This window comes from Streptomyces nodosus (assembly GCF_008704995.1).
GTDB lineage: Bacteria > Actinomycetota > Actinomycetes > Streptomycetales > Streptomycetaceae > Streptomyces > Streptomyces nodosus.
Map to the genome: position 1 here is coordinate 6,950,491 of NZ_CP023747.1, position 16,155 is coordinate 6,966,645.

The 16,155-nt window shown below is 68.6% G+C and carries 13 protein-coding genes; 9 read left to right on the top strand and 4 right to left on the bottom strand.

Annotated elements, in window-relative coordinates:
• Nucleotides 1-24: 24 nt before the first annotated feature.
• Nucleotides 25-732: an urease accessory protein UreG gene (gene ureG, locus CP978_RS30880; RefSeq protein WP_079162406.1), complete on the top strand. Its 708-nt coding sequence runs from the start codon at nt 25-27 to the stop codon at nt 730-732.
• Nucleotides 729-1,670: an urease accessory protein UreD gene (locus CP978_RS30885; protein ID WP_043446332.1), complete on the top strand. Its 942-nt coding sequence runs from the start codon at nt 729-731 to the stop codon at nt 1,668-1,670. Before ureG ends, CP978_RS30885 begins: the two co-directional genes overlap by 4 nt.
• 109 nt (nt 1,671-1,779) lie before the next feature.
• Here CP978_RS30885 and CP978_RS30890 read toward each other — a convergent pair whose 3' ends face one another.
• From CP978_RS30890 to CP978_RS30905, 4 genes are all read right to left on the bottom strand, one after another.
• The gene (locus CP978_RS30890) at nt 1,780-3,900 is read right to left on the bottom strand and encodes a catalase (protein ID WP_052454399.1); all 2,121 of its coding nucleotides are present in this window, start codon (nt 3,898-3,900) and stop codon (nt 1,780-1,782) included.
• A 47-nt stretch (nt 3,901-3,947) separates the two neighbouring features.
• Nucleotides 3,948-4,535, bottom strand: coding sequence for a hemerythrin domain-containing protein (locus tag CP978_RS30895; protein WP_043446335.1), 588 nt, complete (start codon nt 4,533-4,535; stop codon nt 3,948-3,950).
• A 221-nt stretch (nt 4,536-4,756) separates the two neighbouring features.
• Nucleotides 4,757-6,457 (bottom strand): carbohydrate-binding module family 20 domain-containing protein, encoded by a 1,701-nt coding sequence (locus CP978_RS30900; RefSeq protein WP_043446337.1) that lies wholly within the window; start codon nt 6,455-6,457, stop codon nt 4,757-4,759.
• 638 nt (nt 6,458-7,095) lie between these two features.
• Complete coding sequence (locus tag CP978_RS30905; protein WP_043446339.1) at nt 7,096-8,109, bottom strand: LacI family DNA-binding transcriptional regulator; 1,014 nt, start codon at nt 8,107-8,109, stop codon at nt 7,096-7,098.
• A gap of 300 nt (nt 8,110-8,409) precedes the next feature.
• On the opposite strand from CP978_RS30905, the gene CP978_RS30910 reads away from it, so the two are divergent.
• The 7 genes from CP978_RS30910 to CP978_RS30940 all read left to right on the top strand — a co-directional run bounded on the left by CP978_RS30910 (nt 8,410) and on the right by CP978_RS30940 (nt 16,106).
• A complete protein-coding gene (locus CP978_RS30910) occupies nt 8,410-9,714 on the top strand; it encodes an ABC transporter substrate-binding protein (RefSeq protein WP_043446341.1) in 1,305 nt (434 codons plus the stop codon).
• A gap of 86 nt (nt 9,715-9,800) precedes the next feature.
• Nucleotides 9,801-10,799, top strand: coding sequence for a carbohydrate ABC transporter permease (locus tag CP978_RS30915; protein ID WP_043446343.1), 999 nt, complete (start codon nt 9,801-9,803; stop codon nt 10,797-10,799).
• Nucleotides 10,800-10,811: 12 nt separating this feature from the next.
• Nucleotides 10,812-11,732, top strand: a complete 921-nt coding sequence (locus CP978_RS30920; RefSeq protein ID WP_043446345.1) for a carbohydrate ABC transporter permease — start codon at nt 10,812-10,814, stop codon at nt 11,730-11,732.
• A 124-nt stretch (nt 11,733-11,856) separates the two neighbouring features.
• The gene (locus CP978_RS30925; protein WP_043446347.1) at nt 11,857-13,296 is read left to right on the top strand and encodes a GH1 family beta-glucosidase; all 1,440 of its coding nucleotides are present in this window, start codon (nt 11,857-11,859) and stop codon (nt 13,294-13,296) included.
• A 239-nt stretch (nt 13,297-13,535) separates the two neighbouring features.
• Nucleotides 13,536-14,204: an ATP-binding cassette domain-containing protein gene (locus CP978_RS30930; protein WP_227745664.1), complete on the top strand. Its 669-nt coding sequence runs from the start codon at nt 13,536-13,538 to the stop codon at nt 14,202-14,204.
• Nucleotides 14,204-15,466 (top strand): hypothetical protein, encoded by a 1,263-nt coding sequence (locus tag CP978_RS30935; protein ID WP_052454400.1) that lies wholly within the window; start codon nt 14,204-14,206, stop codon nt 15,464-15,466. Before CP978_RS30930 ends, CP978_RS30935 begins: the two co-directional genes overlap by 1 nt.
• On the top strand, nt 15,459-16,106 hold the full coding sequence (locus CP978_RS30940) for a hypothetical protein (RefSeq protein WP_043446350.1): 648 nt from the start codon (nt 15,459-15,461) through the stop codon (nt 16,104-16,106). The genes CP978_RS30935 and CP978_RS30940 overlap by 8 nt, the downstream gene beginning before the upstream one ends.
• Nucleotides 16,107-16,155 lie beyond the last annotated feature (49 nt).

The following is a 16,155-nucleotide window of genomic DNA, read 5'->3' on the forward strand; positions in this document are numbered from 1 at the left end:
CCCCACTCCGGACAAAGGATCACCATGCACGACCCCACACAGGTCCGAGGCTCCCACCACCACGACCACGACGAGTTCGTGCAGCGCCCCAAGGACGGCGTGCTGCGCGTCGGCATCGCCGGGCCGGTCGGCTCCGGCAAGACCGCGCTGATCGAGGCGCTCGTCCCGGTGCTGATCGGGCGCGGCCGGACCCCCGCCGTGATCACCAATGACATCTACACCTCCGAGGACGCCGCCCATGTCCGGCGCACCCTGGACGGAGTCCTTGCCGCGGACCGGATCGTCGGCGTCGAGACCGGAGCCTGCCCGCACACCGCGGTTCGGGACGACCCGACGATGAACCAGGCCGCGGCGGACGAGATGCTGGAGCGCTTCCCCGAGGTGGACACGCTGCTCTTCGAGAGCGGCGGCGACAACCTGACGCTCACCTTCAGCCCGGCGCTCGTCGACCTCTTCCTGTTCGTGCTGGACACGGCCGAGGGCGACAAGATGCCGCGCAAGCGGGGCCCGGGCATCACCGAGTGCGAGCTCCTGGTCATCAACAAGATCGACATCGCCCGGTATGTGCGGTGCGACCTGTCCGTGATGGAGTCGGACGCCCGACGCGTCCGGGAGGGGCGACCGGTGGTGCTGACCAACTCCCTGACCGGAGAGGGCCTGGACACGATCGCCGACTTCCTCCTGGCCCACGAGGCCGCACAGCAGGACCTCCCGGAAGCGGCTTCCGCATGACCGAGGCGCCCGCGCGACTGGACCCCGCACACTATGAACCCCGGCGGGTACCGGACCGGATGCTCGGCCTCACCGGCACCCCGGACACTCTGGCCGCCGGGCGCCCCGGCAAGGTCGGTCTGCTCGAACTGCGCTATGCGCGGGTCGGCGACCGCACCGAACTCGTCGACCGCTACCAGAAGTCACCGCTCCAGATCATGCGTCCGCTGTATGTGGACCCGCTGCGGCCCGACATGCCGGTGACCTATCTGATGTCCACCGGCGGCGGCATCGTCCAGGCCGACCGCAACCGCATGGACATCGACTGCGGCCCCGGCACCGCGGTGCACCTGACCACACAGGCCGCCACCAAGCTGCACCGCGTGGAGTTCGACCACGCCACCCAGGTCGTCAACCTCACCGCCGGACCCGGTAGTTACGTCGAGTACCTGCCCGACCCGCTGATCCCCTACCGGGACGCGCGCTTCTACCAGCACACCCGGGTGACCGTCGACCCCACCGCCACCGTGCTGCTGGGCGAGACGATCGCGGCCGGCCGGCTGGCCCGCGGCGAACGCCACGCCTACCGCCTGCTCTTCAGCGACCTGGAGATCGAACGCCCCGACGGGGAAATGCTGGTGGTGGACACCGTACGCCTGGATCCGCACGAGCCCGGCTCGGTGACCGGCCCGGCGGTCTTCTCCGGCCACGACCTGATGGCCACGCTCTACGCGGTCACCCCGCTCGCCCCCGCGACGGAGGTCGCCGACACCCTGCACCAAGCCCTGCTGACCACCGGGCCGGCCTTCGGAGTGAGCGTCCTTCCCGACGACTGCGGCGCCTGGGTGCGGATCATGGGCAGCGACTCGCCCTCGGTCACCCGAGCCCTGCGCACCGCCTGGGACGCCCTGCGCCACCTACTGATCGGCGTCCCCGCCCCCGACCTCCGCAAGAGCTGACACCCCGCGCCCGCCGTCCGGTCGCCCCGGGGCTGCGCGTCACATCCCCTCACCCGGACAGTGCCGTACGGTCCGTCCGGGTGAGGGGAGTCCGGCACACGCCCGGCGCTCAGTCGATCGCGCCCGGGTTCAGCAGTCCGGGGCGGTGCATGAAGCGGTGGTGTTCCATCGCGCCCACGAAGGTGTCGGCGATGCCTTCGGCGCCGTCACCGATGATCACGCCCTGTTCCGCGGCGGAACCGCCGTTCAGCACCTCGGCCGGCAGCCTGGCGGCGGCCAGCATCTGAGCGCCGTCGCCCTCGACGGCGATCGGCTTGCCGTGACGGTAGCTCTCCTCCACGAAGCGCACCGCGGCCGGGTCGTCCATCAGGGTCTGCACGGCCTGCTTGCCGCCGGGTACCAACAGGGCGTCGTACAGCACGGATGCCATGGTCGGCAGGGCGCGGTCCACCTTCAGCACCTCGCTGTCGGCACCGTGCACGCTGCCCTCATCCGCCGCGAGCACCTCGACCAGGGCGCCTTCCTCGGTGAGCCTGCCGCGCACCGTCTCGACATCCTCGACGTCGGTGCCGTCCGCCGCCAGAACGGCGACCTTGCGGGTACGGATGCCGTGGCCGCCGAGGTTCTCCTGGCTCAGCGCCGGCGACGCGTGGGTACGGATGCCGGAGGCCGGTTGCGGCGCGGGCAGCCCGAGGCCCGCGGCCACCGCGGCGGACAGATCTCCGTGGACGTGGGCCAGATTGCCCACCATGCGTTCGCGCACCTCGGTCGAGCCGACCTTGCCGAGTTCGAAGCGGAACGCCTCGACGACATGCGCCTTCTCCCAGTCCGACATGCTGTTCCAGAACAGCGTCGCCTGGCTGTAGTGGTCCTTGAAGCTCTCGCTGCGCACCCGGACCTTCTCGCCCGCGACCCGTTCCTGGTAGTGCCGGAAGACACCGGTGGTGTCAGCAGCGCCGGCATGCGCGGGGCAGCCGCCGCTCAGCGAGTTGGGGAAGTAGCTGTCCCCGGACTGGATGACCTGCTGGCCGTAGCCGTCACGGTGGTTGGTGTTGACGTCGGCTATGGGCCGGTTGACCGGCAGCTGAGCGAAGTTGGGTCCACCGAGCCGGATCAACTGGGTGTCCAGGTACGAGAAGTTACGGCCCTGGAGCAGCGGGTCGTTGGTGAAGTCGATCCCGGGGACGACGTTGGCCGTGTGGAAGGCGACCTGTTCGGTCTCCGCGAAGAAGTTCTGCGGGTTGCGGTCCAGGACCATACGGCCTATGGGCCGTACCGGAACCTGTTCCTCGGGGATGATCTTGGTGGCGTCCAGGAGATCGAAGTCGAAGGCGTCCTCGTCCTTCTCGGCCACCAACTGCACACCCAGCTCGTACTCCGGGAAGTCGCCCGACTCGATGGCCTCCCACAGGTCCCGGCGGTTGAAGTCCGGGTCCCGGCCGGCGGCGATCTGCGCCTCGTCCCACACCAGGGAGTTGACGCCGAGCCGAGGCTTCCAGTGGAACTTGACGAACGTCCCGCGCCCCTCGGCGTCGACGAAGCGGAAGGTGTGCACACCGAAGCCCTGCATCATCCGGAAGCTGCGGGGAATGGCCCGGTCGGACATCAGCCACATCAGCATGTGGGTGGACTCCGGTTGCAGTGAGCAGAAGTCCCAGAAGGTGTTGTGCGCCGAGGCACCCGTGGGCATCTCGCTGTCCGGTTCCATCTTCACCGCGTGCACGAAGTCGGGGAACTTGATGGCGTCCTGGATGAAGAACACCGGGAAGTTGTTGCCGACGAGGTCGTAGTTGCCCTGGCGCGTGTAGAACTTGGTGGCGAAGCCACGCACGTCCCGCACGGTGTCCGCCGAGCCCCGCGGCCCCTGGACGGTGGAGAAGCGTACGAACACCGGTGTGCGGCGCCCCGGTTCCTGGAGAAAGTCGGCACAGGTGTACTCGGCCAGCGACTCGTACGGCTCGAAGTAGCCGTACGCTCCCGAGCCCCGGGCGTGCACCACACGTTCCGGTATGCGCTCATGGTCGAAGTGGGTGATCTTCTCCCTGTTGTGGAAGTCCTCCAGCAGGGTCGGACCGCGCTCACCGGCACGCAGCGCGTTGTCCGTGTCGTCGACCCGGACGCCCTGATCCGTGGTGAGGGCGTCGGACTCGGGTGCGGCACGGAAGCGGTCGAGCTGCCTGTCCTTCTCGTCGTGCTCCCCTGGCCGGGGATTCGGGGTTCCGGAGGTCACGGGACTGCACTCCTTCGCTGTCGGCAGGCGTTCTCGCCTCTGCTGCCTCAGCCCTGTGCCCCGGCCGATCGGATCGCGTCCTTCGTCCGGTCGATCAGGGACGCCAGGGGGCCGACGGCCCACTGCGCCATCGGCGAGCCCGCCGTGGTGGGATGCGGATGGGTGGGCGCGATCTTCTCCGCTGCCAGCAGTTGCTTCCCCATACGGATCAGCTGCTCCTCGGTGCGGCCCTCATGCACCGCGGGGAACTCCTCGCGCTCCTCGTTGTCGGCATGGTCGCTCACGGCTTTCTCGAACCGGGCCAGGAGGTCGTCGAACTCGGGACTGCTGACGTCCATCTTCTCCAGCCGGGCGAGAACCTTGCCGGCCTCCGCCTCCTCGTGGTTCCGCGCATCGGCTTCCGCACGCCCGGCGGTGGCACCGGCGACCGGCCGTACGATCATCTCCTCCGCGGTCTCATGCACCGCGAGGACCGCGCGCAGTTCATCGAAGGCCTGCTGTTTGTGCCGGCCCTCAGCGCTCTTGACGTCGTCGAACAGATCCCTGATGCGCGCGTGCTGCTGAAGGAGGAGCCCGACCACGTCATCGGCCGGCAGCTTCGCCGCCTGGGCCCGTTCCTGCTCCGCTGTACTCATCGCAGTGTCCTTCGTTCCATGGGCGTACTGCCTGATTTCCGGGCTTCGCCACGGGTAGCCCCAAAGACACCGTCCAAACCTCGACGGAGAACGGAGGCGGTTTCGGCGCATGTGCCGTCGCGCCCTGGGCCGTACCACCGCTTCGGCGGGCCGCCTCCGAGTCGCTGGACCAGATGGTCATGGACTCGGAGGCGACCCGCCAGGGGCCGCGCGGGACGAGATCAGCTGCGCCAGGTGTCGTCGAGGGCGAGCTTCCCCGACGAGGGCACGGTCGCGGTGCGGTTGGCACCGGACTCCCAGGTGACGTTCCCGCCGGCGTCCTTGCGGATGTACTTGTACTGGAACGGTGTTCCGGCCAGCAGGCTCACGTCGAGCTTCCAGACGGGATAACTCGCCGAGCTCATCAGCAGCGCCTTGGAGGTGTCCCAGCCACCGAGCGCGGACACGTCCCCGACGAGGTGGATGTTCTGTCCCGGGACGGTCGTGGCGTTCACGGCGAAGGAGGTCGCGGCGGCCGGGGTGGTAGTGCCGCCGCCGCAGGGGGCGCCGGTGTAGAGGGCGAGGGCGTCACCCGCGCCCACGGTGGCGGAGACCCTGCCGTCCGAGCCGACGGTGTAGGCGGCGCCGCCGTGCTGGACGTCGCAGTAGGTGCCCGCCGGCAGCGAGGTCTGGAACGTCTGGCTGATCGAGCCGCCTTCGTGGTTGATGACGACATAGCCCTTGCTGCCGCGGCCGAAGGCGATGGCGTTGTTGCCGTTGGACCACCAGTTGGTCACGCCCGTGCCGGCGACGGCATTGCGGAAGCCGACCATTCCCGCGATCTGCGGCCAGGCGTGCTGGCACTTCCAGCCGTTGCTGTAGCAGGCGTTGACCTGACCGCCGGCGGGCGGGCCCGCGTCGTTGTCGGAGAACTCGTAGCCGGAGTAGACATTGGGCGAGCCGTAGGGCCAGGCCAGCATGTAGACGTTGGCCAGGGTATAGGTGTTGCCGTTCTTGTAGTTGAGGGTGGAGCCGTTGCGTTCGGTGTCCCAGTTGTCCACGAAGGTGCGGGCCTTGGCACCGGGCAGATAGCCCGCGCCCCACGACTCGCCCCACTGGCTGAGGTAGGACAGCTTCTCCGAGGTGAAGATCCGCTTCAGGTCATAGGCGCCCTGGAACGCGTCCACGTCGCCGGTGCCCTGGTACTCGCTCGGCTGTACGGCCTCGCCGGCGCCGTAGATGACCTCCTGGGCCCAGTAGACGCCCGGGTTGCTCAGCTTGGACTTGATGCCCGCCAGGTCCGCGGCCGCCATGTGCTTGGCGGCGTCGACGCGGAACCCGTCCACGCCGAGTGAGATCAGATGGTTCAGATACCCGGCGATGGTGGAACGGACGTAGTCGCTGCCGGTGTCCAGGTCGGCCAGGCCGACGAGTTCACAGTTCTGGACGTTGGTGCGGTCCTGGTAGTTGGTGATGTCCTGACGGCAGGAGTGGAAGTCCTGGTTCTGGTAGTAGCCGGGGTAGTTGTACTTGGTGTAGCTGGTGCCGGCCGTGCCGGTGCCCGATCCGGCGGACATGTGGTTGATGACCGCGTCGGCGACGACCTTCACACCGGCACGGTGGCAGGTGCTGATCATGTCCTTGAAGTCGGACTCGCTCCCCAGCCGGTTCTGCAGTTTGTAGCTGACCGGCTGGTAGGAGGTCCACCACTGCCCGCCCTGGATGTTCTCGGTGGCGGGGGAGACTTCGACATAGCCGTAGCCGGCCGGACCCAGTTGGTCGGTGCAGGCGGTGGCGACCGACTTCCAGTTCCACTGGAACAGCGTGGCGGTGACGTCCTTGGTGCCGGGCGGCGCAGCGCTCGCCCGGCCCTGAGGAACGCCGACCAGCCCCGCCGCGGCGACCAGCGCGGCGAGGGCTCCGCTGACGACGCGGGATCTCATGTGCGGCTCCTTCGGGTGTACGGACATGGGGGGTGATCCGGGCAGGCGGCGGCCATGAACGATCCCGGCCACCGACGGCAAATGGGCCCCGTACACAGGGGATTCGCGGAGGAGCCTCCCGCCGGGGAGGTGTACGCGTCAACCACTCTGACAGAGATTTCTGCGACTTTCTGCAAGAGCTTGCAGTCGCGACAAGGGCCGGACACTTCTCCGCCTCTACGCCTGCGCGGAGGCGACGACCGGGCATTGCCGGTGACCGCGGCCGACCCGCGGCGACACTCGTCCGTATGGCCGTGGTGACAGGCAGTTCCCCGCGAAGCGGCCGCCCTGGCACAGCCGTCGACGAAGGGCCGTGACGGGCCATGACGGGTGGTGGCGGGCGCATCGCCGCGCAGGCGACCACGGCCTCCACTCGGGAAACGGGGCGCATCGTTACAGTTCGCCGACGCCCGACGCCCGACGCCCGACGCCCGACGCCCGACGCCCGACGCCCGACGCCCGACGCCCGACGCCCGACGCCCGACGCCCGACGCCCGACGCCCGACACCCGACACCCGACACCCGACTTCCGCGCAGCGGCCACGGCCGGTGCACCGCTCCCGCGGTGAGCGGCGTGCCCAGGCCTTCTGCCGCGCCCGTCAGGACGACTCGCGCACCACCAGCTCCGTCGGCAGGGTCACCTGCTGCCGGTCTGCGCCGTGCAGAGTGATGTCCGTGAGTATCCGGGCCATCGTGCGGCCCACCTCCTCCACCGGCTGGCGCACCGTCGTCAGGGGCGGGTCGGTGTGACGGGCGAGGATGGAGTCCTCGAAGCCGACGACGGCGATGTCACCGGGTACCTGCCGTCGGCTGCGGCGCAGTTCGGCCAGGGCGCCGACGGCCATGAGGTCGGAGGCGGCGAAGACGGCGTCCAGGTCCGGGATGCGTTCGAGAAGCGAACGCATCGCACGGACGCCACCTTCCAAGGTGAAGTCGCCCACTTCGACGAGGAGTTCACTTGCGGGCACCCCCGCCTCCTGGTGGGCGGTGCGCCAGCCGGCGAGTCGGCTGCGGCCGACGTCCATGTCCAGCGGCCCGGTGATGGTGGCGATCTTCGTCCTCCCGCGGCCCAGCAGGTGCCGGACCGCCTCGGCGGCTCCGCCGGCATTGTCGGACCCCACATAGCTCAACCGCTCGTCCGCACCGCGGCGTCCGGCCAGCACGGTGGGCAGGCCCATGTCCTCGAGCATGCCCGGCAGTTGGTCGTCGGCATGGACGGAGACCAGAAGGACGCCGTCGACGCGGCGTGTCGCCACCGACTCGGTCAGCTGGTCCCGTTCGGCCTGGTCGCGGACCAGCATCAGCTGCAGCTGGGTCCGGCTCTCGGCGAGCGCCGCGCTGACCCCTCGGATCAGCGCGGCGAAGAACGGCTCCGAACCGAGCCGGCTCTCGGATTCCGGGATCACCAGGGCCACCGAGTTGGTACGGCTGGTCACCAGGCCGCGGGCGACCGAGTCGGGGACGTAGTTGAGCTCCTTGATCGCCGCAAGGACCCTGGACCGTGCGTCCGCACTCACCAGATCCGAGCCGTTGACGACCCGCGACACCGTGGTCCGCCCGACACCGGCACGGGCGGCGACCGTTTTGATCGTAGGACGGCGGTTGCCAGCCATGTGCTTCCCTTCTCGGCAGCCGCGGCGACGCGAGCCGCAGGGTGACCAGCGGCAATTCTTGCAGACACCGCCCTGGTGGAGCACCCCCACGAGCCCGGACGATCATGCACCGGGCCCCTCGGCCGGTCGCCGGTTGCGTTCAAGTCATTGACATACGGGTGAGTCGGCGCGAGTCTTCGAGGCGGCGGTGGGAACGTTCCCACCCCGCATTGGGAACGTTCCCATCATTCGCCAGAGCCGCTGTGGTCATCGCGGAACGCATCAATCCGATGTGTCGGCGTCGCCGCTAGGAGGAGATCCATGAGCAGTCTCGGTTCGATGCGCGCGAAGACGGTCGCGGCAGCCGCGGCCGCCGCCGCGCTGTTACTGGTCGTCGGCTGCAGCAGTAACGACTCGACCACGGGTGGCAGCAAGAAGGACGGCAAGGTCGTCATCACCATGGGCATGTACGGGGTGATGGGCTTCAAGGAGTCGGGCCTTCTGGAGCAGTACGAGAAGGAGCACCCCGACGTCACGATCAAGGCCGAGATAGCCGGTGACGAGCAGACGTACTACACCGCGCTGCAGACGCATCTGGCCGCCGGGGACGGCCTGAAGGACATCCAGGGCATCGAGATCGGCCGGGCCAGGGAGATCGCCGAGACCCGGGCCGACAAGTTCGCGGACTTCTCCAAGGCGGGGGGCACCGACCACTTCCTGCCCTGGAAGCAGTCCCAGATCACCACCGAGGACGGCAAGGTCCTGGGTCTCGGCACCGACAGCGGCGCGATGGCCGTCTGCTACCGCAAGGACTACTTCGAGAAGGCCGGTCTGCCCACCGACCGCGACAAGGTCTCCCAGCTGTGGGCCGGTGACTGGAAGAAGTACGTCGACGTCGGCCGTACCTTCAAGAAGAATTTCCAGGGCGGCCGGGTGGCGTACATGGACTCGGTCAGCGGCCTGTTCAACGCCATGGTCTACGGCTACTCCGAGCAGTACTACGACGAGCAGGGCAAGCTGATCTATGACAAGAACCCGGCCGTCAAGGAAGCCTGGAACCTCTCCGCCGATGCCGCCGATGCCGGACTGAGCGCCAAGCTCCGTCAGTTCCAGCCGGGTTGGGACCCGGGCCTGGCCAACGGCACCTTCGCCACCGCGGTGTGCCCCGCGTGGATGCTCAGCCACATCAGTGAGAAGGCCGGCGAGCAGAACAAGGGCAAATGGGATGTGGCACAGGCCCCCAAGGGAGCCAACTGGGGTGGCTCCTTCCTCGGTGTGGTGAACGCCAGCCCGGTGAAGAAGGAGGCCCAGGACCTCGTCGCATGGCTGACCGCGCCGGAGCAGCAGGCCACCATCTTCAAGAAGCTGGGCAACCTGCCTTCCTCGAAGGAGGCGTTGGACCGGGAGGACGTTAAGAACGTTACCTCGGAATACTTCAGCGACGCACCGATCGGCCAGATCTTCGGCGCCGCCGCGAAGGAGATCCCGGACAAGCAGATCCTCGGCCGCAAGGACGGCGCGATCAAGGACACCTTCACCCGGGGACTGGTGCTGGTCGAGCAGGGCACCGCGCGTGACAAGGCGTGGAACACCACCGTGGAGCGCATCGGGAAGGCCGTCGGCTGACCTGCCGAGCCTCCGGCCGCCCGGGCCCGCACGCCTGCGGGCGGGCCCGGGCCGGCTGACACACCCGCCCTCAGGAAGGAAGTCCGGTGGCCACCTCCACCCCCAAGGCCCTGGCCGGCGAGGAGCGTCCGAGCCCGTCCCCGAAGTCGGGCGGCCAGGGCACCGGCCGAAGCCGGCGCAGCGCGCTGCTGCACCGGTTGGACGTCAAGGGCGCGCCGTACACGTTCGTCGCGCCGTTCTTCGTCATCTTCGCCGCGTTCAGTTTCTATCCCCTCGTCTACACGTCGTGGATCTCCCTGCACCGGGTCGAACTGGCCACTCTCGACTCGATGACTTGGCTGGGCCTCGACAACTACATCGCCCTCTGGAACGACTCCAGGTTCTGGAACGCGCTGCAGAACACCATCACCATCGGCATCATCTCCACGGTGCCGCAGCTGCTGATGGCGCTCGGTCTGGCGCATCTGCTCAACTACAAGATGCGCAATTCGCTCTTCTTCCGGGTGGCGTCGCTGGTCCCCTACGCCACCTCGGTCGGCGCCGCGGCTCTCGTGTTCACCATGCTCTTCGAACGCGACTTCGGCATGATCAACTGGGGGCTCGGCCTGGTCGGTCTGGGCCCGGTGGACTGGGAGGCCAACAAGTGGCCCGCCCAGCTCGCGATCTCCACCATCGTCATCTGGCGCTGGACCGGCTACAACGCGCTGCTCTACCTGGCCGGCATGCAGGCCATCCCCGCCGAGCGGTACGAGGCGGCCTCCATCGACGGCGCCTCGCGGTGGAAGCAGTTCACCCATGTCACCGTTCCCGGGATCCGCTCCACCATCGTCTTCACCATCGTGCTCTCCACGATCGGCGCGACCCAGCTCTTCGGTGAACCGCTGATCTTCGGCCAGGGACCGAACGGGGTCACCGGCGGTGCGGACAACCAGTACCAGACGCTGGGCCTGCTGCTGTACGAGGAGGGCTGGAACAACTACCAGATGGGGCGCGCGGCGGCGATCGCCTGGGCGATGTTCCTGCTGCTCGTGCTCGTCTTCGTGGTGCAGCGCATGATCGCGCGTCTGCGCTCCCGTACGTCCTGACCAGGAGCCGTCATGACCACTGAAAGCCTCGCGGTCCGGACAGACACCCCGGTCCGGACCCCCATCGGGAAGACCCGACGCGGTGGCCGCCGGCTGCTGCGCCAGGGCGCCGGTCGCCAGCATCACGCGGGCCCGCTCGCCTATGTCCTGCTCGCCGTCATGGCGATCCTGTCCATCTTCCCGCTGTACTGGACGATGGTGGCGGCCTCCACCGACAACACCCGGGTCAGCCAGACACCACCGCCGTTCCTGCCCGGCCCGAACCTGTTCAGCAACCTCGCCCGCGCCTGGGACGAGGCGGCGATGGGCAAAGCCATGATCAACAGTCTGATCGTGGCCGGAGTGATCGCCCTGTCCACGGTGCTGTTCGCGACGCTGGCGGGCTTCGCCTTCGCCAAGCTGCGGTTCAAGGGACGCAACGCCCTGCTGATGCTGGTGATCGGCACCATGCTGGTGCCGCCTCAACTGGGCGTCGTACCGCTGTTCATGATGATGTCCGAGCTCGGCTGGTCGCAGCAGCTGCCCGCCGTCATCTTCCCCACTCTGGTGAGCGCGGTCGGAGTGTTCTTCATGCGCCAGTACCTCTCGGAGGCACTGCCGGACGAGCTCGTCGAGGCCGGACGCGTGGACGGAGCACACTCGCTGCGGATCTTCTGGAGCATCGTCCTGCCCATCGCGCGCCCCGCGATGGCCGTCCTGTTCATGATCACGTTTGTGCAGGCGTGGAACGACTTCTTCTGGCCGTTCGTGGTGCTCGACATGAGCAACCCGACGGTTCCCGTCGCGCTCACCCAGCTCAGCGCCGGTTATGTCCGTGACCAGTCACTGATCATGGCGGGTGCCTTGCTCGGCACTCTGCCGTTGCTGGCGATGTTCATCGTCTTCGGCCGCCAGATCGTCGGCGGCATCATGGCGGGCGCCGTCAAGGGCTGAGCCGCTCGCCGCCTCCGCGCCGGGCTCGGCCGCGGGCGCATCGACCCGGCGCGAGGGCATCGGGCCCCTCCACACCCGCCCGGACGCGCTCTCGCACGAACCACCCCCACTCGAAAGGACTCACGTGGCCATCGCAGCACAGGAGAACGGGGCCACCCCCGACAGCGCACGCACCTTCCCGGAGGGCTTCCTCTGGGGTTCCGCGACCGCCTCCTACCAGATCGAGGGCGCGGCCTCCGAGGACGGCCGCACCCCGTCCATCTGGGACACCTATGCCCGTACCCCGGGCCGGGTCCGCAACGGCGACACCGGCGACATCGCCACCGACCACTACCACCGCTGGCGTGAGGACGTCGCCCTGATGGCCGACCTCGGCCTCGGCGCCTACCGTTTCTCCCTGGCCTGGCCCCGGATCCAGCCCACCGGCCGCGGCCCCGCCGTCCAGAAGGGCCTGGACTTCTACCGGCGCCTCGTCGACGAGCTGCTGGACAAGGGCATCAAGCCCGTCGCCACGCTCTACCACTGGGACCTGCCGCAGGAGCTGGAGGACGCCGGGGGCTGGCCCGAGCGCGCCACGGCCGAGCGGTTCGCCGAGTACGCGGCCCTCGCCGCGGACGCCCTGGGCGACCGGGTGAAGACCTGGACCACCCTCAACGAGCCCTGGTGCAGCGCCTTCCTCGGCTACGGCTCCGGCGTCCACGCCCCCGGCCGCACCGACCCGGTCGCCGCCCTGCGCGCCGCCCATCACCTCAACCTGGGCCACGGTCTGGCTGTCCAGGCACTGCGCGACCGCATCCCCGCCGCCTCCGAGTGCGCGGTCACGCTCAACATCCACCAGGTCCGCCCGCTCACCGGCAGTGCCGCCGACGCCGATGCGGTCCGCCGGATCGACGCGCTCGCCAACCGGGTCTTCACCGGCCCGATGCTGCAGGGCAGTTACCCCGAGGACCTGCTCAAGGACACCGCGGGACTGACGGACTGGTCCTTCGTACGCGAGGGCGACCTCCAGCAGATCCACCAGCCGCTCGACCTCCTCGGCGTCAACTACTACACCCCCACCGTCGTCTCGGAGGCCGACGACAGCGGTACCCACGCCTCGGACGGACACGGCAGAAGCGACCACAGCCCCTGGCCGGGGGCCGGCCGGGTCGCCTTCCACCAGCCGCCCGGCGACACCACCGCCATGGGCTGGGCCGTCGACCCCACGGGCCTGTACGACGTGCTGCGCCGGCTGGCATCCGACTTCCCGGAACTGCCGCTGGTCATCACCGAGAACGGTGCGGCGTTCGACGACTACGCGGACCCTGCCGGCCAGGTCAACGACCCCGACCGGATCGCCTATCTGCGCGGCCACCTGGCCGCCGTCCATCAGGCCGTTGTGGACGGCGCGGATGTCCGCGGCTACTTCCTGTGGTCGCTCCTGGACAACTTCGAGTGGGCGCACGGCTACGGCAAGCGCTTCGGAGCCGTCTATGTGGACTACCCGACCGGCACGCGTATCCCCAAGGCCAGCGCCCGCTGGTACTCGGAGGTCGCCCGCACCGGCGTCCTGCCCGGCGCCTGACCGGTTCGGTACGGCCCCGGGGCGGAGCCGAGGGCACGTACGATCTTGAAAGGTGTTTCGCCATGTACACATCTTGAGGCGCCTCGCTGGACAGAGGCGATGTGACCGGGTGCCGCCCTCGGGCGGCACCCGGTCACGCATGTGAAAGGAACAATGTGGAACCGGTTGCATCGTTATCGGGAATCACTCAGGGCTATGGCCGGCACCAGGTGATCACTGGACTCGACTGGGATCTCGGCGTGGGGGTCCATGGACTTCTGGGCCCCAACGGTGCGGGAAAGACCACGCTTCTGCGGACGCTTGCCACGGTTGCACCTCCCCAGGAGGGGACCCTGGAGATCTGCGGCAGAAGGGTGCACTCCGAGCGGTCGGCGAGGGCGGCTCGCCCCATGATCGGCTACCTTCCTCAGGAATTCGGCTACTACCCGTCCTTCTCGGTCTACGACTTCGTCAGATACAGCGCCTGGCTGCGCGGGGTCCCTGACGGTGAGGCCCACGGCGCGACTGGGAAAGCGATCGCTTCGGTCCTTCTCGACGGACGGGCGCAGGCCAGGATGAAGTCCCTCTCCGGTGGCATGCTGCGGCGCGCAGGCATTGCCGCGGCAATCGTCGGCTCGCCGAGACTGCTGCTCCTGGACGAGCCGACCGTCGGTCTGGACCCGGAACAACGCTTGCAGTTCCGCGAGTTGATCAGATCACTGACGGGCTCGGCGATCGTGCTGAGCACCCACCTCGTCGAGGATGTGGCGGCTGTCTGCGACCAGGTCGTCGTCATGCAGTCCGGAAGGTTCCTCTTCCGCGGTACCCCCGAGGCCCTTGCGGGCAACTCCCGGTCGGGAGTGGCGGGCGACAGCCCGTTGGAGCGCGGATACATGGCGGCCCTGTCGGGACAGGGGGTGCTCTCCTGATGCGTATTCTCATGATGGAGTTGCGGCGCTCTCCGCTGCGATGGTGGTTCCCCGTCCTCGTCTCCCTGGACGTGGCGGTCCTTTTCGGACGGGCCCAATGGTGGATCGGCGTCTGGCCACAGGCCGGCGCGGCGGCCCAGATACCCGCCTTCTATCTCGGCCCCTTCCTGGCGGCCTACGCCGCCTGGGCTGCCGGCCGGATCCATCGACTCGGCTTCGAGGACCAGCACACTGCGGGAACCCGGCCCAGATGGCAGATCGAGGTGACTCAGATCGCGGCAGTCGCCGTGTATGGTGGCGGCGCCTACGCCGTGGGCGCCGTGGTCGCCGCGGCAGTCAGTCACCGCGACGCCGGACCCGGATTCCCGTGGCCCAGTTATCTGCTGCTGGGTGCCGCGCTCATCGTGCTGTGCATCGCCGTCGGCCACATCGCCGGGCGCTGGTACCCCTCTGGTTTCGCCACCCCGGTCGTCTCCGGTCTGGCCTGCTTCGTGGTAGTGACGATGAACGGCGGCCCGATGAAGGCCGGCTTGTTCGTACTCTCCGGTGCCCCTGCCGTGGAGGTGACTCCGGGGAACCTCGCCCTTCGATGGGGTCTGGCGCTCTCCGCGGTGGCCGTCGCCGCTCTCACCCCACGAGGGCTGCCCGGATACACCGGCGCACGCGGCAAGGTGATCGCCAGGCTGCCGGCCGTCGGCAGTTCGGCGCTGGCCGTCGCATGCCTGGCAGGGGTGATCACGGCAGGACCCGTGCAGACGGCGCGAGCCGATCCGAGTGCTCCGATGTGCACGCGCACCGAGCCGAAGCTCTGCGTATGGCCCGAGGAACGCATGTACATTCCGCGGCTCGAGGCGATGGCAAGGCGAGTGTCCGGACTTCCTCCCTTCATCACCTCCCCCTCGGCGTTCTACGAGGAAGGGCTGAAGGGCGACAGTGCGCAGGACACCGACTTCTCGATCTTCGAAGGGTCCATGTGGGAGGTGGCCGACAGCATGTCCATCACAATCTCCCGGGCGTCCACTCCACCGTTCTGCTCGGCGGTGAACAGCAGCGCCGAAGACCGGCGCATGATGGCGTACTTCGAGCTTGACTCATGGCTCGCGGCCCGGATCTCCGGCGCCGGGCAGCCGTCCGGCATTCACGGAGGGCCGCCCGGTGTCGACCAGAGAGCCATCGCACGGCTGATCAAGCAGCCCCAGCAGGTGCAGGAGGACTGGGCGAAGAAGCGGATCAAGGTGATCGAAGGTACGCGCTGTGCTTGATCTCCGCGATTCCTGGATCCGCTTTCTGCGGGCTCATCGCTTCTGTGGCATCGCCGTGGGCTGGGCCGTGGTGATCGCGTGCGATGTGATGTTCGGGTCCGCCCGGCTCGACTTTCCCTTCAGCGGCGGCGGAACCTCCGCGACCCCTCTGAGGCACGAGATCCCTCTCGCTCTGGCGGTGATCGCCGTGGGCGGCCTCGGCAGCGCCATGGATTCCCTGGAGGAGACGGCGGCGAGGGGCTTCAGGCGAGCCGAGATCTGCTTCCTCGTCGGGACCGTCTCGGTGGCGGCGGTGCTGCTCGTCGTGGCAGAGGCAGTCGTCAGCCCCATGGACACCGTTCTGCTGCTCCTGAGAGGCCTGCTGATCTGGGTCGGGCTCGCCCTGGCGTCCGGGCGGGTATGGGGATGGAGATTCTCCTGGATCCTTCCGCTGGCCACCCTGTTCCCCCTGACGTACTGGCAGGTCGACGGCCTGGGGCGGTTCCGGTGGTGGGACTGGACGGACCAGCCCGGACACTCGATGCCATGCTGGGGGATCGCCATCGGCAGCCTGCTCGTGGGCGGGGGCGCGATGGCACTGACTCCGTGGCGCGTCACCCGGTTACGGCGTGTATGTCAGCGGAGCGGGTACCGGCGGTAGTTCCGGCAGGTCTCCCGGATCTCTGTAGCAGGCTGTCAGCGGCCAGTTG

What these genes read in the sequence shown, in the direction of transcription:
- CP978_RS30885 (WP_043446332.1), top strand. Translation starts at nt 729, where the DNA reads ATGACCGAGGCGCCCGCGCGACTGGACCCCGCACACTATGAACCCCGG.
- CP978_RS30910 (WP_043446341.1), top strand. Translation starts at nt 8,410, where the DNA reads ATGAGCAGTCTCGGTTCGATGCGCGCGAAGACGGTCGCGGCAGCCGCG.
- CP978_RS30900 (WP_043446337.1), bottom strand. Translation starts at nt 6,457, where the DNA reads ATGAGATCCCGCGTCGTCAGCGGAGCCCTCGCCGCGCTGGTCGCCGCG.
- CP978_RS30895 (WP_043446335.1), bottom strand. Translation starts at nt 4,535, where the DNA reads ATGAGTACAGCGGAGCAGGAACGGGCCCAGGCGGCGAAGCTGCCGGCC.
- CP978_RS30935 (WP_052454400.1), top strand. Translation starts at nt 14,204, where the DNA reads ATGCGTATTCTCATGATGGAGTTGCGGCGCTCTCCGCTGCGATGGTGG.
- CP978_RS30920 (WP_043446345.1), top strand. Translation starts at nt 10,812, where the DNA reads ATGACCACTGAAAGCCTCGCGGTCCGGACAGACACCCCGGTCCGGACC.
- ureG (WP_079162406.1), top strand. Translation starts at nt 25, where the DNA reads ATGCACGACCCCACACAGGTCCGAGGCTCCCACCACCACGACCACGAC.
- CP978_RS30905 (WP_043446339.1), bottom strand. Translation starts at nt 8,109, where the DNA reads ATGGCTGGCAACCGCCGTCCTACGATCAAAACGGTCGCCGCCCGTGCC.